The 14,969-nt window shown below is 61.8% G+C and carries 17 protein-coding genes and 1 pseudogene; 8 read left to right on the top strand and 10 right to left on the bottom strand.

Features of this window, described 5'->3' with window-relative positions; all coding sequences use genetic code 11:
• Nucleotides 1–40: 40 nt before the first annotated feature.
• Nucleotides 41–382: a hypothetical protein gene (locus tag NG697_RS12655; protein ID WP_252614398.1), complete on the bottom strand. Its 342-nt coding sequence runs from the start codon at nt 380–382 to the stop codon at nt 41–43.
• Nucleotides 383–605: 223 nt separating this feature from the next.
• Between NG697_RS12655 and iscB the strand changes: the two genes are divergently transcribed.
• The 5 genes from iscB to NG697_RS21350 all read left to right on the top strand — a co-directional run bounded on the left by iscB (nt 606) and on the right by NG697_RS21350 (nt 4,964).
• Nucleotides 606–2,186 carry an RNA-guided endonuclease IscB gene (gene iscB, locus NG697_RS12650; protein WP_256472942.1) on the top strand — a complete coding sequence of 527 codons (1,581 nt, stop codon included), beginning with the start codon at nt 606–608 and terminating at the stop codon, nt 2,184–2,186.
• A 72-nt stretch (nt 2,187–2,258) separates the two neighbouring features.
• Complete coding sequence (locus tag NG697_RS12645) at nt 2,259–2,846, top strand: hypothetical protein (RefSeq protein ID WP_252614396.1); 588 nt, start codon at nt 2,259–2,261, stop codon at nt 2,844–2,846.
• A 34-nt stretch (nt 2,847–2,880) separates the two neighbouring features.
• Nucleotides 2,881–3,642 carry an ATP-binding protein gene (locus tag NG697_RS12640; protein ID WP_252614394.1) on the top strand — a complete coding sequence of 254 codons (762 nt, stop codon included), beginning with the start codon at nt 2,881–2,883 and terminating at the stop codon, nt 3,640–3,642.
• Between the two features lie 107 nt (nt 3,643–3,749).
• Complete coding sequence (locus NG697_RS12635; protein WP_252614393.1) at nt 3,750–4,181, top strand: hypothetical protein; 432 nt, start codon at nt 3,750–3,752, stop codon at nt 4,179–4,181.
• 306 nt (nt 4,182–4,487) lie between these two features.
• Nucleotides 4,488–4,964 carry a double zinc ribbon domain-containing protein gene (locus NG697_RS21350; RefSeq protein WP_374209923.1) on the top strand — a complete coding sequence of 159 codons (477 nt, stop codon included), beginning with the start codon at nt 4,488–4,490 and terminating at the stop codon, nt 4,962–4,964.
• 311 nt (nt 4,965–5,275) lie between these two features.
• On the opposite strand, the gene NG697_RS12630 is transcribed toward NG697_RS21350, so the two are convergent.
• Entirely contained in the window at nt 5,276–5,548 is a 273-nt protein-coding gene (locus NG697_RS12630; protein WP_252614392.1) for a tyrosine-type recombinase/integrase, read from the bottom strand.
• Nucleotides 5,549–5,571: 23 nt separating this feature from the next.
• Nucleotides 5,572–6,870 (bottom strand): Y-family DNA polymerase, encoded by a 1,299-nt coding sequence (locus NG697_RS12625; RefSeq protein WP_252614391.1) that lies wholly within the window; start codon nt 6,868–6,870, stop codon nt 5,572–5,574.
• 72 nt (nt 6,871–6,942) lie between these two features.
• Between NG697_RS12625 and NG697_RS12620 the strand changes: the two genes are divergently transcribed.
• From NG697_RS12620 to NG697_RS12610, 3 genes are all read left to right on the top strand, one after another.
• The gene (locus NG697_RS12620; RefSeq protein ID WP_252614390.1) at nt 6,943–7,284 is read left to right on the top strand and encodes a hypothetical protein; all 342 of its coding nucleotides are present in this window, start codon (nt 6,943–6,945) and stop codon (nt 7,282–7,284) included.
• A 1,057-nt stretch (nt 7,285–8,341) separates the two neighbouring features.
• A complete protein-coding gene (locus NG697_RS12615; protein ID WP_252614389.1) occupies nt 8,342–9,322 on the top strand; it encodes a hypothetical protein in 981 nt (326 codons plus the stop codon).
• A 756-nt stretch (nt 9,323–10,078) separates the two neighbouring features.
• Nucleotides 10,079–11,266 carry a hypothetical protein gene (locus NG697_RS12610; RefSeq protein WP_252614388.1) on the top strand — a complete coding sequence of 396 codons (1,188 nt, stop codon included), beginning with the start codon at nt 10,079–10,081 and terminating at the stop codon, nt 11,264–11,266.
• On the opposite strand, the pseudogene NG697_RS12605 reads toward NG697_RS12610, so the two are convergent.
• The 7 genes and pseudogenes from NG697_RS12605 to NG697_RS12575 form a co-directional block, all read right to left on the bottom strand.
• Nucleotides 11,253–11,503: pseudogene (locus tag NG697_RS12605) on the bottom strand (Y-family DNA polymerase); the annotation flags it as partial. The gene NG697_RS12610 and the pseudogene NG697_RS12605 overlap by 14 nt on opposite strands.
• An 8-nt stretch (nt 11,504–11,511) precedes the next feature.
• Nucleotides 11,512–11,883 (bottom strand): LexA family protein, encoded by a 372-nt coding sequence (locus tag NG697_RS12600; protein WP_252614425.1) that lies wholly within the window; start codon nt 11,881–11,883, stop codon nt 11,512–11,514.
• A gap of 369 nt (nt 11,884–12,252) precedes the next feature.
• The gene (locus NG697_RS12595) at nt 12,253–12,642 is read right to left on the bottom strand and encodes a hypothetical protein (RefSeq protein WP_252614387.1); all 390 of its coding nucleotides are present in this window, start codon (nt 12,640–12,642) and stop codon (nt 12,253–12,255) included.
• Nucleotides 12,643–12,747: 105 nt separating this feature from the next.
• Nucleotides 12,748–13,014, bottom strand: a complete 267-nt coding sequence (locus tag NG697_RS12590) for a hypothetical protein (protein WP_252614386.1) — start codon at nt 13,012–13,014, stop codon at nt 12,748–12,750.
• Between the two features lie 168 nt (nt 13,015–13,182).
• Nucleotides 13,183–13,977 carry a hypothetical protein gene (locus tag NG697_RS12585; RefSeq protein ID WP_252614385.1) on the bottom strand — a complete coding sequence of 265 codons (795 nt, stop codon included), beginning with the start codon at nt 13,975–13,977 and terminating at the stop codon, nt 13,183–13,185.
• A 2-nt stretch (nt 13,978–13,979) separates the two neighbouring features.
• Nucleotides 13,980–14,366, bottom strand: coding sequence for a hypothetical protein (locus NG697_RS12580; RefSeq protein WP_252614384.1), 387 nt, complete (start codon nt 14,364–14,366; stop codon nt 13,980–13,982).
• 32 nt (nt 14,367–14,398) lie between these two features.
• On the bottom strand, nt 14,399–14,890 hold the full coding sequence (locus NG697_RS12575; RefSeq protein WP_252614383.1) for a hypothetical protein: 492 nt from the start codon (nt 14,888–14,890) through the stop codon (nt 14,399–14,401).
• Nucleotides 14,891–14,969: the final 79 nt, after the last annotated feature.

Raw genomic sequence — 14,969 nt, 5'->3', positions numbered from 1 at the left:
CAGTTCCGCACGGAAGGGGCGACCGCTCCGGAAGTGCGACTCATTCAGGTTCTAGGTAATGCTCCGGCATTCTTGAAAGGAATTCCCCGCTGGCCCTGTTCGTGAATGCGTCCAGTAATCGATCAGGAATCACCCAGTAATCGCGTTGTGTGTATTCGGAGACAACCATGATTGTTCCGCATTCGCCAAGCTCCATACGGTGCCATGCTTTGGTCGCTCTAACCCGCTCGCCCTGGGCGTAGGTCAGTTCCTCTGCCCTCCATAGCCGTTTCCCTAAGCGGTTGTACGCCGGGGGGAGATCAGTCCTGTGACCTGTGGCGTCCAACGGCCTTCCCGCAGCATCGGCGGCTACCGGAGTGTGGCCCTTCTTGAGACGCTTCATGGCGAGACTCTACTGGGACTGTGAAGGAGTTCGGAACAGCTTGCGTCTGGCTCGGCCCCGGATGCTGCGTTTCGCCTGGCGTGCCATTGACCCAAACCTGAGGGGAGTGGACACTCATCTCATGGAAGGCAGAACCCTTTCAACGTACACATGAGTTCCGGCTGCCGCTCGAGCCTTCAAGGCTTGGTGGTCCAGATCCAGGCATCTGTATGAGGTGACTCAGATGCCAGCGTTGCGCGTGAGAAAAAAGACCGACGGCGGAGTGCTTCCTCAGCTCCGTACCAACGAAGCCGCATCAGCAGACAAGCCTCGAGCAGGCACGAAACGGGATGCGGTTGACGGGCATCTGCCCCGAAAGCCTGGCGTGCAACATCATCGAGGGGAGACCTCCGGACGTTCACCTGCTGCCGGAGGCGTCACGGCCGACCCAGGGAAACCTGGCCAGCCAGAGCAGGGTCGTAAGGCCCAACCAATCGTCCCGGTCCTCGGGAAAGACAAAATGCCGCTCATGCCTACCAGCGCCGCGCGGGCCAGAAAACTGCTGCGGAACGGGCAAGCAGTCGTCGTCTCGGTGGTTCCTTTTGTCATTAGGCTCAAGCACAAAACAACAGCGGACGGCACGGCTTCAGTGCAGGAGATGGGGCTGGGTATCGATCCTGGCTCGAAACACACCGGGCTTGCGGTCTTCATATCCTCTGGCCCGGACCGGTCCGCCCGGCGAGGTGTATACGCTGTGCGGGTCGATCATCGGTCAGGTGCCATCACGCAGCACATGAGGTCCCGCGCCCAGCACCGCCGGCATCGTCGCGGCCGGCTTCGCTACCGGGAACCTCGGTTCTCGAATCGGACAAGGCCCGAAGGGTGGCTCGCCCCATCGCTTCAGCATCGAGTTGATGGTGTCATGTCCATGGTCAACAAGCTGAGGCGTTGGTTCCCTCTGGCCGCGATCCACCAGGAGCTGGTCCGTTTCGATACCCAGAGGATGGGGAACACGCAAATCAGTGGTAGCGAGTATCAGCAGGGAACGTTGGCGGGTTACGAAGTCCGGGAGTATCTCCTGGCCAAGTTCGGCCGAAGGTGCGTCTACTGTGACGCTGTCGCTGTTCCGCTGAATCTTGACCATGTCATTCCAAAGTCGAAAGGTGGATCTGACCGGCTCTCCAATCTGGCGCTTGCGTGCGTGCCCTGCAACGACGAAAAGGGGAACCGGCCTGTGGAGGAGTTTGTCACGGACCCGGTTCGTCTGGCGCTGATCCTGTCGCGGCTGAAACAGCCACTGGGCGACGTGGCGGCAGTAAATTCGACCCGATGGGCCCTTTGGCGCGAGCTCCAGGGGACGGGACTCCCCGTCTACGTCGGCTCCGGTGGCCGGACGAAGTTCAACCGGACACGAAATGGCCTGGTGAAGAGCCACTGGGCCGATGCCCTGGCGGTAGGGGACGTAGAAATCATCAACTCGAGCATCGATTCGGTTCTCAATGCTTATCAAGCGGGTAGGGGCTCGTACGCGCGGACGAGATCGGACAAATACGGGTTCCCCCGGCTGGCCTTAACCAGGCGCAAAGAACACTTCGGATTCACCACCGGTGACACTGTCCTCGCCCGTGTGCCCCGCGGTAAATACGCAGGCCGTTACATGGGAAGGGTGACGGTCCGTAGCAGCGGCTCGTTCGCGATCAGGGCCCGCGGCGGCACGATCCCGGCCGTCTGGCACAAGCACTGTGTCCGTGTGCAGCGCGGGGCTGGCTGGTACTTCACCACTGAGGTCGCGGGGGACGAGGAATCTTCTTGGCGCGCTGCTTGAGCCTGGCCTCCCCTTTGCGGACGTTTTGGCTGGCTAAGATCAGCACAGACAACTGCCTAGGGGAGGACATCCATGAGCGCCAAAGACCAACCGACCGAAGAAGAGCTCCGTTTCCTGAAGGAAATGGGCATGACAGAGGTCGAGCCCGGCCGATGGAGCAGCGCCTGGCAGGGGAGTGGGCCCGGCATGCAGGAGTGGCTGGACGACCTGGGAGATGAAGGTGAGGAGCAGCTGGATCTGCTGATGCGGGCCGGCCGTGTGGAGAACGAATTCAAGATGGAGCAGGGCGGTGCCGGCGCCACGGCCAGCGTGCAGCGCATCACCACAGGCCCCTTGGTTGACGCGCAGCCCCTTGAGGATCACACCCCGGTGGATCTGGCCGTGTTTGCCGCCATCAGGGACTCCAGCACGTACGACTTGGACGACCTTAAAGGGGACGACATCGAGGCGACTCTCGATCAGGTTCGCGAGGAGTACCCCTTGCTGACACCTGCCGACGCGATTGCCGTAGCCCTCCGCAAGCTCGGTATCAAGAGCAAAGCCATCCGCATCGACGCCCACACCGCAGGTCCGGACGAAGGCCCAAATCCCCGCGATTACCCCGGCTTCCGCGCCGTCCTGCTCCACTTCCCGGGCGCCAGGAGGATCTGGCTGGACTGACCTGACGGGTCAGAACAAAGGGAAATAGAAACTCTTGCGGAACCCGTTCCGACCCACTGCTGGGGCCAGACCACCTGATCTGATTGGCCGGCCCGGGATCCTCGATGCCTTCGGCAATAGATTGGCCCAGGGCTCCTCTACCTCGACGATCATCACGGGCGCCCGCGGCGTCGGCAAGACGGTCATGCTTGGGGCGGCACAGGATCTGGCAGGGAGGTCTGGCTGGGAGGTCATCTCCGAGACGGCAACACCGGGTGTGGCAGGGCGAATCGAAGAGTCACTGCGCCGGCTGATAGCGGCACGGTGCGGGCCGCCGGAGCCAGGGCTCCTAGAGGACACTCAAACCCTCTTTGAACGCCTCCGGGGTGCCGGCATGGGCCTGATCATCACCATTGACGAGATCCACGCGGTGGGCAACGGGGACTTGCCACGCCTCGCTGCATTCACAGAGGACGGAGCCGCCTTGGTTGTGGCAGGCCTGCCCTCCGAGGTCTCGGGACTCCTGAACGAAGATCCGGCCGCGTTCCTCCGTCAAGCGGAACGCATCGTCCTTCACAACGTGGACGTGGCCGACGTCGAGGAGTCATTCGCCAGGACATTTGCCGCCGGCGGGTTCGATGCCCCGGCCGGCGCCGTTCGCCAGGCTGCCGAGGCGACCGCCGGCTACCCTTTCCTCGTCCAGCTGGTCGGCTACTTTCTCTGGAAAGAAGTAGAGGGCGGTGCGGAGATGACGGCTACCGCGGTGGGGCGGGCAGTCGAAAAGGCCCAGCAGCGGTACGCGCGCACGATCCCCTAGGCAAGGGGCAAGGAAACCTATTTCACACCGTTCAGGTCTTCTGCCTTCTGCCTTCTGGTAGTAGCGTGAGGCTATACAAAATGTATAAGCCGAAAGGAGCGCTATTGATGCTGACCATCAAGGACCAATTGGCCCGGACGTTCGCCAATCGCGAGCTCAACCGGATTGACAGGCTTCGTGATTGCGCCGAGGCCAACAAGAAGGGGGTGTCCCAGGCGGAGATCGCCAGGCTGCTTGCAATCTCGCAGCCGGAAGTCAGCCGCATCCTCAAGAAGCTTAAGAACTTCCCGGAACTGCTGGACCGGACCCCGCGCGAGGTCATCCTCGACTTCCATGGCGAGCGGATTAGCCATGACCAGATGATGCACGAGCTGATGGATTGGCCCTACTCCTTCGCTGAGGACGCCGAACCAGGCAATCCTGAGGGGGCGTTGACCAGCGGAGACTGGGATCAGATCGTCGATGCGGTGCACCGCGACCTGATCGACATGGCGGACTATGAAACGCTTATGCGGACCGTCCACCCCACGGCCGCGTAGGTGGATGATGCCACCCTTCGCCGGGTCGAACATCAGCTGAATGACCTGACGGCCACAGGTGGTGAGCTGCACAGGAACTCGTCATTGGCCACATATCTTCCTGGGCAACCCATCGCCCCGGAAGCGTTCGTTTCCAGCGGCGCATGTGCCCTTACGAGCGCAGCCCCGGTGTCCTCGACGAATTCGTGCAGCCATGCGACCATCTCCGCCTTCCGGGTCCCTGGCGACCCGCCCCGCAACGCGTTCCGGATGGTTGATAGACCGCACGGACGGGAGTAGCCTGAGTAACCTTGGGAGGTGGAAAAGATGGTCGATGCAACAGAGCGAACTGAGAACGAGAACCCGCCGGGCGCGGGTGACACCACATGCCCCTTCTGCAAGGAAGTAATTCTCGCGGGGGCGGTGAAGTGCAAGCACTGCGGATCAAGGTTGGCCCCAGATTCTCCATCGCACGGGGGGCAATGTCCTTACTGCCGGGAGCAGATACATCCCGAGGCAACCGTGTGCAAACACTGCAAATCGAGTTTGCTGACGCAGCCGATCGCCGGAGCCAACCTCGGCGGGGCGTCCACCAGCGGATGTCAAGACTGCACGCCTCCTGGGTCCGATCAGTCGTCAGCGCCCTACGTGTCTCGAGCAGGCCGAAACTGCGTGAGAGTGCTTGAGTGCAATGGGGCGGATCCCCCTTACAGAGTCTGTGCTTGGAAAGTAATCTGCGTTGGGTTGACGTCTGAAGGGAAGCTGGACGTCGACATCCGTACCGGTCCTGCGTTTCCAGTTTAGAGGACTCGTGGCACACCCTCCCACGGCCGTCACTAGTGCCAACGATTGAACGCATGCCGATCGTGCTCCCGAAGTGGATGCATGCAGTACGCAGCGTCGCCCCGGACGCCGGACTTTCTGTGGAGCAGACGCTGTACTCGCTCGGGCACCGCGTGACAATGCGATAGGGCTTATACGGTCGGATGACGGCTTCGTTGGGCTACCCGCACTCGCACTAAGATGTATTCGTCCATCCGCTGACATGAAAATAGGAAACGTTTTCTCCCGCCACGGCGGAGCGAAGCGCCCCTAGACAACTAACCGCCCAAAACTCATCCCTTCGCGAACGCACGCTCGAGAAGCGACGCCGTTGTGGGATTCACGCGGATGTAGTGCTGGAGGGTGATCTTCGGGTCAGTGTGGCCGAGAAGCTCCGCGGCAAGGTCGACCCCAGCTTGCTCGTTGATTGCGGTTGCGACGGCCCGGCGGAACGTGTGGGGTGTCACTCCTTTGCGTGTGATCTCGAACCTCTCGTGCGTCCTGGATGCCTGCTCAACAAAGCGCGCCAGCTGCTGCTGAGCCTCGATGATGGTGAAGGATCTCATGAATCAATCTTCGCGCCGATAGCTCAGGCGGCCTTCACGACGAGCAGTTCGTCCCATTCGGTGGTGTACCGGGGTGAAAGTGCGGCCCGTTTCATGGACCAGTCCGGCGCAGTGGTCATCCCGGCACGGCCGAGCCCGATGGAGTCGACCCCGAATTTGTCCATGACGTCTCCGAGGAGCGCCCCGATGTGTTTGTCCTCGTGGGCGGTGCTGAAGCTCGGCAGCTGCGGCTGGGCGCCGGCGGGTCTCAGATCGGTCAGCATTACCCCGGCCCGGGCGTAGGGCACACCGTCGAAGACCAGACCTTGAAGGGCGGCCACCGCGGCCTTGGTGAGCAGGACCGGGTCCGCCGTGGGTGCGGGCAGCTTCACTGTCGCCGACGGGAACGCTGAGGCGGTCTGGTTGAAGTGGGAGGTCCCGGCGAAACAGGTGAGCACCTTGGCCTGAAGGTTCTCGCGCGCGAGCCGGACGGCCGCGTTCTGGGCGTAGATGGAGAACACCTCGTGCATCCGGGCAGCGGACATCACGGGTTTTGAGAAGGACCGGGAGAAGATCAGCTGCTGTTGGGTGGACCGTTCCTCCTCCAAAGGAAGGCACGCGATGCCGTTGAGCTCCATGATGGTGCGCTGCATCAGGACCGAGAACTTCTTCCGCATGACGTTCGGGTCGGTGGCTTTCAGGTCCGCGATGGTGAAGATGCCCAGAGCGTTCAGCCGCTTGCCCAGACGGCCAGCGATCCCCCAGATGCCTGTCACAGGCACCTTAGCCATGACCGCTTCCGCGGTGCCTGGCGGGAGAGCGTCGTAGTTGCAGACCCCGGCCATATGCGGGTTCTGCTTGGCTAGTCGGTTCGAGAATTTGGCCAGGGTTTTGGTGGCGGCGATGCCAACGCAGACGGGCAGGCCCACGTGCCTGGCGACGGCGTCCTTGATCTCGCGGCCGACCTTGAGCAGATCCTCTGGTGTGCCCCGGAGACCCAGAAAAGCCTCATCGATCGAATAGACGCTGACCTCGTAGGAGTACCTGCCGAGCAGTTCCATGACCCTCGAGCTCAGGTCTCCGTACAACTCGTAGTTCGAACTCCGGTGGATCAGGCCGGTCCGCTTGGCGTCGGCCGCCAGCTTGAACCAAGGGTCGCCGTTGTCGATCCCGAGTGCCTTGGCTTCGTTGGACCGGGCGACCACGCACCCGTCGTTATTGGACAGAACGACGACCGGTTTGCCCTCCAGTTTTGGGTCGAAGGCCCGCTCGCACGAGACGTAGAAGCTGTTCACATCCACCAGGGCGATGCTCTGGACGTGCCGTCCGCATGAGGACGTCATCGGGCATGCTCCCGGCAAGTTGCCAGTAAGCTGTCAGGAAACATACACATTGCACTCGTTTTGGGGGATCCCTTGAAGAAATTCGCTGCCGTCGTTCTGGCTGCATCAGGCCTGCTGGCCATGACAGGCTGCGCCCCGCAGCTGTCCACCTCGGAGACCTGCGTGGAGCTCCGTGCCATCACCAGCGGATTCCCGTCTTCTCCCTCGGACGAGGAAATCAAAGCCTCCATGCAAGAGGTAGACAAGCTGTCCGGGAGGGCATCCGACACACTGAAGGGCGTGCTCAAGGATGTAGCTTTCGCGAACTTGGAGCGGCTCAAGCCCGCCAAGGAGCAGGACACCGCGAAGATCGATGAGGCACAGAAGCGCATTGACGCTAAGTCCGACATGATGGAAGCCACCTGCAAGCTGTAGGTTTCAGCGCCGTTATGCCGGTAGACAGCGTTTTTCGTTCCGGCGCTTTTCCCGGCCTCTGGCCCGGATCCAAGCGGATCGAATACCACGGGACGGTGCGATTCGACGTTCACGACACACCCTTTGTTCGAATGTATGTTCGAATAAAGTGTACCGTCGGGCTCTGACAATTGGGCGTCGAGGTCACCGGATAACTGCTCCGTAGGATCGGTTCGATGAGAAAAGTAGTCATGACTCCCCAAGCGGTCGGGATACCGCTGGCGCCAGAAACACCGGCCCCGACCAATACTGCTTAAGCGCCTGGATTGGCCCGGAGGGCGAACGCCAGTGTCAGCAGCGAGTCCTCGTGTGGTGTGGGGCTTGCCATAGTCATCACCGTATCTGTGCACGTGGTTTGGACGCCGCACTGACGAATCTGTCCTGCCAAGCTAGGGGGACCCGTCCGAAGAAGAGTTTGCCCTGACGCTTCGCTCAATGCTCCGTCTCGTTGTGTCTTTTTCTATAGAGGAGCGAGGCAACGTCCAGCAGTCCCAAAACGACTCGCCCCAGAACCCACGCAAACACGAAACACCAGAGGGCATTTATGAGGAGCTGAACATAGAATGCCCGTCGATAGCAATCTCGGTGTCCATCCGTCCCACCGTGGCCAAGAAGTAGCCAAAAAGGGGGCTGAAAGTGACCACGGTGACTAGCACGAAAAGTTCATTCCCTATGACCATCGCTATCAGCATCATGCAGATAGACAGCAGGGCGTGGGTCACTGCGAGTCGAATAATTATTCTCTTAGGACCTCTCTCTGTATCCCCCACGCGGCGAGCCTAGTGGACTAGCGGGGTTCATGCCGCTTATTCGGCGCGCATTGAATCAGCTATTTCCTCCGTAGGCCTGCTTAGGGTATCCGCTTGCTCCTTGAAAGTGGGTGAGCCCTGGAGTCTCCACGAAACCGGTCATACGAGAGAGATAATTCAGCCACAGAGACGCGGGGTCTATACCGAGCACACAATTGTTGTTACGCCCGCCAAATTGGTGGGAGTGCTCAACAGGGTAAATTCTTGGGATGCCCCACACTGGAATACATGACCTCGCTGCGCGACTGGGAATCGATCTCGATCTTTCTGTTGAGCCGACCAAAGAAGATCTCCTGAGCGCTATCAACGTCGAACTCAGAGACCTGCAAGTGCCCCAACCCACCGCAGCGCAACACGCACGACAAGTTGCTCTCATTGAGGCTCGCGGTGAACTTCTTGGGACTGGCCAAGCAGGGGCGTCCCCATCCACAGATCTAGTACCCGTCTCACTCGTGAGTCAGATGGTCGAGGCCATTCAAAGTAATCTGGCCAAAGAACCGATGGCCGCTCCCTCCCGTCCAGATGCAACCTTGACCATGAGGACAAACGTCAAAGCCACTGCCACCCAGGCATCGGCGGATTTCACGAAGGCACGCTCACTACCGTTCGCTGGGGCCGGGGCGCTGGCAGTCTCGGCCTACGGGCTCAGAACCTACTTCAACGTTGGCGACGTGGAACTCCCATCAGACTGGTTCTATCCACTTTTTTGGACAGCAGTCTTCATCATCGGCGTCGGCTATCTCGCATCCACTGTGGCCCAGAGGCAAGCCAGCAGAATCCTGCGGGCGCTCTACAATCCCGACATCCAGGAAGAGGCTCTGAACCATCTTGGAGATGAATCCGTGGACTATTTCGGCAGCCACAGCCAGAGAATGATTGAGATGGATGGCGAACCCGGAAGACCGCATCGGGCTATTGACAGCGGAGATGGGATTATCGTCAATCGAAGCCTATATCGATATGGTCTACGCGAGCTCGCTTACGGGAGGGTCGGGAGCCTGAGGTCCGTTGTGGACCTTCTGTCCACGGTAGACCTCGCGGCGGCGACTGACGACGCTACAGGGTTGGCATTGGACCGTCTCTGCGATCTGAAGATAATCGAGCCCGTCGTTTACCAGCGCCGCCAAGCGTTCAGACTCATATGGGACCGTCCAGAGATCGAGATTCGCATGGGCAGCGGCCGCGAATGAACTAGAAGTTGTCCGTCCGAATAACGAGGCGTTTCTTACCTTCAACTAGTAGTGCGTTGAGCTTGGTGCGGGCTCTGTAGCACCTTCGGTGCTGAGTGGTGACTATGCCGCTGAGTGTCACCGCACGATTCTGATTGCCAGGCTAGGCCGGGCCGCCGGGAGCCCCGCTGCGGCGCCTGCCCTAAGCAGACGCCGCGAAGCTCTACTCCTGCTAAAGCGTGTTTGCCAGGGCTGCGAGGCCGCCCGCCAGGAGCGCCGCGACGGCGCCGGTGGAGGCGCAGCCCGCCGGGCGTGGTGCTGCTCAGCCGGAATCGGTGAACCAGGGGCACGATGAACCACCAGAGTCCCAGTGCGGCGAGGAAGAAGATTGCGGGAAGTGCCATGGCATTTCCGCCTTTCTGACGTGGGGGCGCAGCGCCCACTCGCTGGGTAGACGCCCCGGGTTCGAGGTATCTATCTCCATGTGTGCGGCTGGTTTCGTTCCCGCGCAGCGGTTCGAGGACGCTTACGGCCCGTTCCCATGACCGCATGTTTGGCGGCGGTGGACAGTTGCGGGGCTTAGCGCGGCAGCTGCACGTTCCCTGGATCCAGCTCCGGGCGCGGTCGAATGTATCTGATGGCGCGGCGGAAGGCGTTGCCCGTCCAGGCGATGTCGGCCGTCGAGTACGCGGGACGTCATAGCGAGTTGGGCGTCGGGTCGCGGGTGGTAAGAAAGTTGGACGGGGTATCAGAACGATAGGCAGTGAGAACAAGAGCATGTCAATTTCGGCTACGTGGGAGCAGACCCGTCATGGGCTATTGCTCGAGTTGGCGGCGCTCCCTTCCGAGGGTGATGTCGTGCAGTGGCAGCGGCGCTTGGCTGACGCGATCATCGACGCCGAAGGTGCGAAGGTCGCGACCGACATGGGGGAAGCGAAAAGACACCGGCATTTGTTGCGCGTGATCGCGGACGGCCTGGTGCATGAATTGTTGGACGAACACACGATCCGGTCGCTTTCGCGCCATCCCGGCAAACCAGCATCGCTGTTAGCGCAAGGAGCCGACTTTGATTTCGTTTTTGAGCAGGCGAGCAGGCTCCACAGCCTTGGTTTCATTCCAATCATTGCCGATTTGACGACACTTATTGGTGTGGGCGACATCGTCGGCTGGAGCGCCACCGGTGTGGTGGTGTTGGAGTGCAAAAACCGGCCAGCCCCGCTGCGAGAGGCCACGACCGGGCGGTTGGCGCGGCAACGTCAGCGTGGTGAACAGGTTGAGACGTATCTGACCACCAGCACTCTGGATGAAGGCGACTCGCTGCGGCAGGCGGTTACGATGTCGTTGCCGTCTCCCGATTGGGCTGCGGTCACTGACCTGCTCGAACGTTGCGAGGAATCGAGCTCTGGCGCCGCGGTGTATTCGCTTGGGCAGAATGACATCCTTGTGGCTGCTACGGCGCAGGCGACGCCGGAACAAGTCATGACGCTAGTGCTCGACTTCATAGAGTCGACGAGCCCGACAGTTGTGTTCTACTCGGAGCTGATCAACACCGCCAGCTACCGGTTTATGGCCCCGTCGAGTTATCCGGTCGCCGGTGACCGACGGTGGCGGCTACTTGAAGGTGAACTACGACTAATCAGGCTAATCGACATGAGCGCATTTGCGGCAGAGCTCGTGCACGAGGGTGCTGTAATCACGTTAGTGCCGGAGCAATCCGCGGCGCGGCTCGATTTGCGGATCGACGTTGACGGGCGGGAGTACACGAGGTTTACCCATCAGCTCGCAGAGTTCTGCCTATGGATGCCGGTGCCCTTGGCGGCGATACGGCAAACGCTCATTGACTACGCACTCACGCTGGTTAAGGAACGAGCGGCGGCTTCTGGTGAGACCGCTGACAGCCCGAACCTCGCTGCGGGGGACAACTTCATGTACGCCACGGTGTACAGACCCGAATCCGGGCGCTGACGTCCCAGAGCTCGTAGTTGCTAGACAGTGCGACCAAGCCCCATTCCTTGGCCCGGGGTGCGAGTTAAACCATGGCTCGCCCAGCGCTTTGGCCTCGGGGGAGCGTGTGACCGCACAGCCGTCGTTGTTGGACAGCACGATCACCGGCTTGCCCTCCAGGGAAGGGTTGAACGCCCGCTCTGCGGAGGCGTAGAAGCAGTTCACGTCCACGTGGGCGATCTGCGACATGTGCCGCATCGGTGCCGCTAGACATGGTGCAGGCATCGGGTGACGACACCCCACACGGATACTTCCGATAGCTCCGGGACGATGATGTCCGGGTAGTCGGGGTTCTCCGCTGCCAGCCTGACGCGTCCGCGCTCGAGCCGGAGCCGCTTGATGGTGAGCTCGCCGTCGATGATGGCCACCACCACGTTCCCATCCACTGGTGTGAGCGACCGGTCAACGACGAGCTCGTCCCCGTCGGAGATGCCGGCGCCATCCATGCTGTGGCCGCTGACCCGGACGAGGAAGGTGGAGGTGATGTCGTGGATCAGGTGTTTGTTGAGGTCGATGCGGCCGGTGAAGTAGTCCTGGGCCGGGCTCGGGAATCCTGCGGCCACCGAGACTGGAGCCATCGGGATACCCAGTGAGTTCAGATCCAGGCTGGGGGAGAGCGCACTTATCACCGTGACAACCATGACTTCTCCTCAGATAGAACGCGTGTTCGGCTGCCCAAAAAGAGGATCGAACACATGTCTTATTGTAGGCCGGAGCCATGACATAAGGGACACCGGATGCGCATGCGTGGCCGGAGTACAGTCTCCTCCCAGGTCGTATTCGTGGCGGTAGCGCTACGAATACGACCTGCGGCAGTCAAGGGGACCGCGGAGCCGGCGGGGTCCGTCCGGCAGAGGGAGCGAGGAAACCTTTCGGGCCTGTGCCCAGGCAAAGACAGAGCCGCCCGCCAGCAGACCAGCCGGCGGGGCGGTTCTGCGAGGTGGGGCTTAGTCGTCCTGGGCGACCAGGTCGGCGTCGGCCAGGGAGGTCCACTGTTCCAGGATTTCCTCCGGGCTTCGAACCGAGCCGGCCGGGTCAACGACCACCACGTGTCCGCGGGCGTGGCCGCTGCCGACACTGCCTGCTGCCGCGACGCCGTCTCCGGGGTTGCCGTCCTGGTCGCAGGTGACTCCGGCCGCGGTCAGGGCTGCCACGATCACCGGGGATGCCTCGGTGAAGATCGCATCGTTGTACGCCTCGGTGGCCTCGCCGAGGCCATCCTCGGTGGTGTTGTCATCCATCGCAGCGGCGGTGAAGAGTGCGTCCCACTGCTCGGCGGTGCGGACGGAGTACAGGGCGGCGGTGGCGATCTCGGCGATGGTGTTGCGCTGGTTCATGGGGGTTGCCTTCCGTGGTGCCGGGCTGAGCCGGCGGGTTCTGATCACTCGGTCTGGTGACACCCCCGAACGTTCGGGGAATGGTCTGGGTGGTGCCCGGGAGGCTTACGAGGCCATTCCGTACTTGGCGGCGAGGTAGGACTTCGGGTCATCCTGATCCAGGCCGAGGGCTTCCATCCGCTCATCCTCATCCATGCTCCAGAGGGTAGCGGAGGCGGCGAAGATGTTGTCATCGAGGTCCACCAGGGTCTCGGCGATCTGGGAAGTGCTGGTGTGGGCAAGGGCCCCGGAGCGGCCGGCGCGGGCTTTGAGGTTTGCTGCGGCGATAGCGGCGACTGCTTTTCGGTTGGCCTGGTCGGTTGCTGCGTTCACGGTAGTATCTGTGGCTGTCATGGTGCAGGTCATCGTTTCGCCTTCTTCTCAGTGTTCCTTGCTTGGTCTAATGATTATGTCATTAAATACGTATCGCTGTCTACTCTAGAGGGGGCAAAAGGACCAGACCAGGGGGCACGCAAACTATTTTGGGGGCCGGGGCGGTCGTTACTCGGCGGGATGGGCCTTTTGCAGCTCGGCCAGCGCATATGCCGAGCTGATCCGTTTGGTTTTCCGCGTGGTCCCAGTGAACGTCGGGTCTCCGACCGTCTCAACTTGCCCCCGCTGGATGCGCCGTTTCAGGGTGTCCTGGGCGATGCCGAGCATGAGCGCGTAGTCGGCTGGCGTGATGGTCGCTCTGGAGGCCAGGAAGACCAGCGTAACGGGATCATTTGCGCCGCAGGCGCTCTGGTCGCCGACGGCACTCTTGACCTCTGTCAGGCCTAGGGAAGGCTCGGCGGCGAACACCTCGGCAGTCGGCCAGGTGGGCTCCTGCGAGGCCAGATAGGCGGCAACATCCAGGGATGCGGCTCGGCGGCCTCCGTGCTTGGATTTCGGGTCCAGCTCAAGCTCGAACGGCAGCTTGCCGGCGGTGTACCGGGTGTTGACCACCTCCGGTGCGATGCCCAGAAGTTTGGCCACCTCGGCGGTGGTCACCCAGCGGCTGCCGGCCAGCAGGGCCACCGCCGGGTCCTTGGGCGCAGCAGGGGACATTGGAACCCCGGACTCCGCACCCTTGTGAGCCTTGACCACGGCTGCGAGCTGAGCCTGGGTCAGGTGCGGCCGGCGCTTCATTTCGGCCTCGACATCGGCGCGGGCCACCATGTTGTAACGGCCCTGCTTCTGCACTGGCACCGGGAAGCGGCCCTGGGAGAGGGTGACGGTGGCGGATGCAGGGGTGGAGCCCAGAGCGATGGCGGCGGCCGCCATGGGGATCAGGTCCGGTGCGGGGGAGTTTGTCATGGTCATACGTTCCTTGCCTCGGTGACGCCGTGCAAATCGAGAATCTTGCGCAGCTCCCGCTCAAGCTGCCGCTGGTCGTGCCCCTTCTTCCATTCCTCATAGCGTCGCTGGAGCTCGCCGAGGCCAAGCTCCATGATGCGCATCTGGTTCCCGATGGAGTAGGCACGGTCGACGGCGAAGCTGAATTTGATGCAGCCGATGCGGACCGTGTACAGCTTCTCCGTGCCCCGGACGGATTCGGGAAAGAGCTGGACCTGGTATCCGGAGCACATCTCGAAGATCTCCTCGCAGGATTCGGCGATGCCTTCGTGCTGCTCGATGTGCTTCTTCTTCTCGGCCTCAGGCATCTTGTCGTATGCAGCGTGCAGCGGGTCTGGAATCCTGGTCATGACTGGCTCTCATCTCTTCAGTGGGTTAGTGGTCAGGCGGCCTGGGAGAACGCTGTTCCCTCGGCGATGGCGTAGTGGGTGGTGATCTCGGCCAGCTCGGCCCAGCGGTCCCTGTTGTCCTTGCTGGCCTCGAGCTGTTCGTCGTCGTCATCGAGGTAGTCGTTCAGGTCAACGAGGACCTCATGGGCGTGATCTGCGTGATGGGCGTATCCCTCGTCTGCCCAGTGCTTCATCTCCACCTGGACGGCATACCGGGCCAGGCCCAGCCAGTAATCGATCCTGGCGTCGGGGAGATTCGGCAGGGCGCCGGCGAAGTTGACCGCTGCCTCCGTGGTGCCGGTCTGGGGGAGACCGTCCGTCCAGTACACGCCGTAGGCCTCGCGCAGGAGTTCCGTGATGCTTGATGCCGCGATACGGGCACCAACCCCGGGATCGGCCAGGGCCAGCAGGGTCGTGGCCAGTCCAGCTTCCTGTTCGTCGGAAGTGGGGGCGGGGACTGCGGCGGGGAAGTTCAGGACGGTCATTGCTGGCTCTTTTCGGTGGGTACTTCTTTCGGGTGGTACTGGCTGTCTATGCGGCCGGGCCCGTCGCGGGTGTCGCCTC

The organism is Pseudarthrobacter raffinosi (genome assembly GCF_023913835.1).
In the GTDB taxonomy this organism is placed as follows: domain Bacteria; phylum Actinomycetota; class Actinomycetes; order Actinomycetales; family Micrococcaceae; genus Arthrobacter; species Arthrobacter raffinosi.
This window is presented reverse-complemented; position numbering and strand designations above follow the sequence as displayed.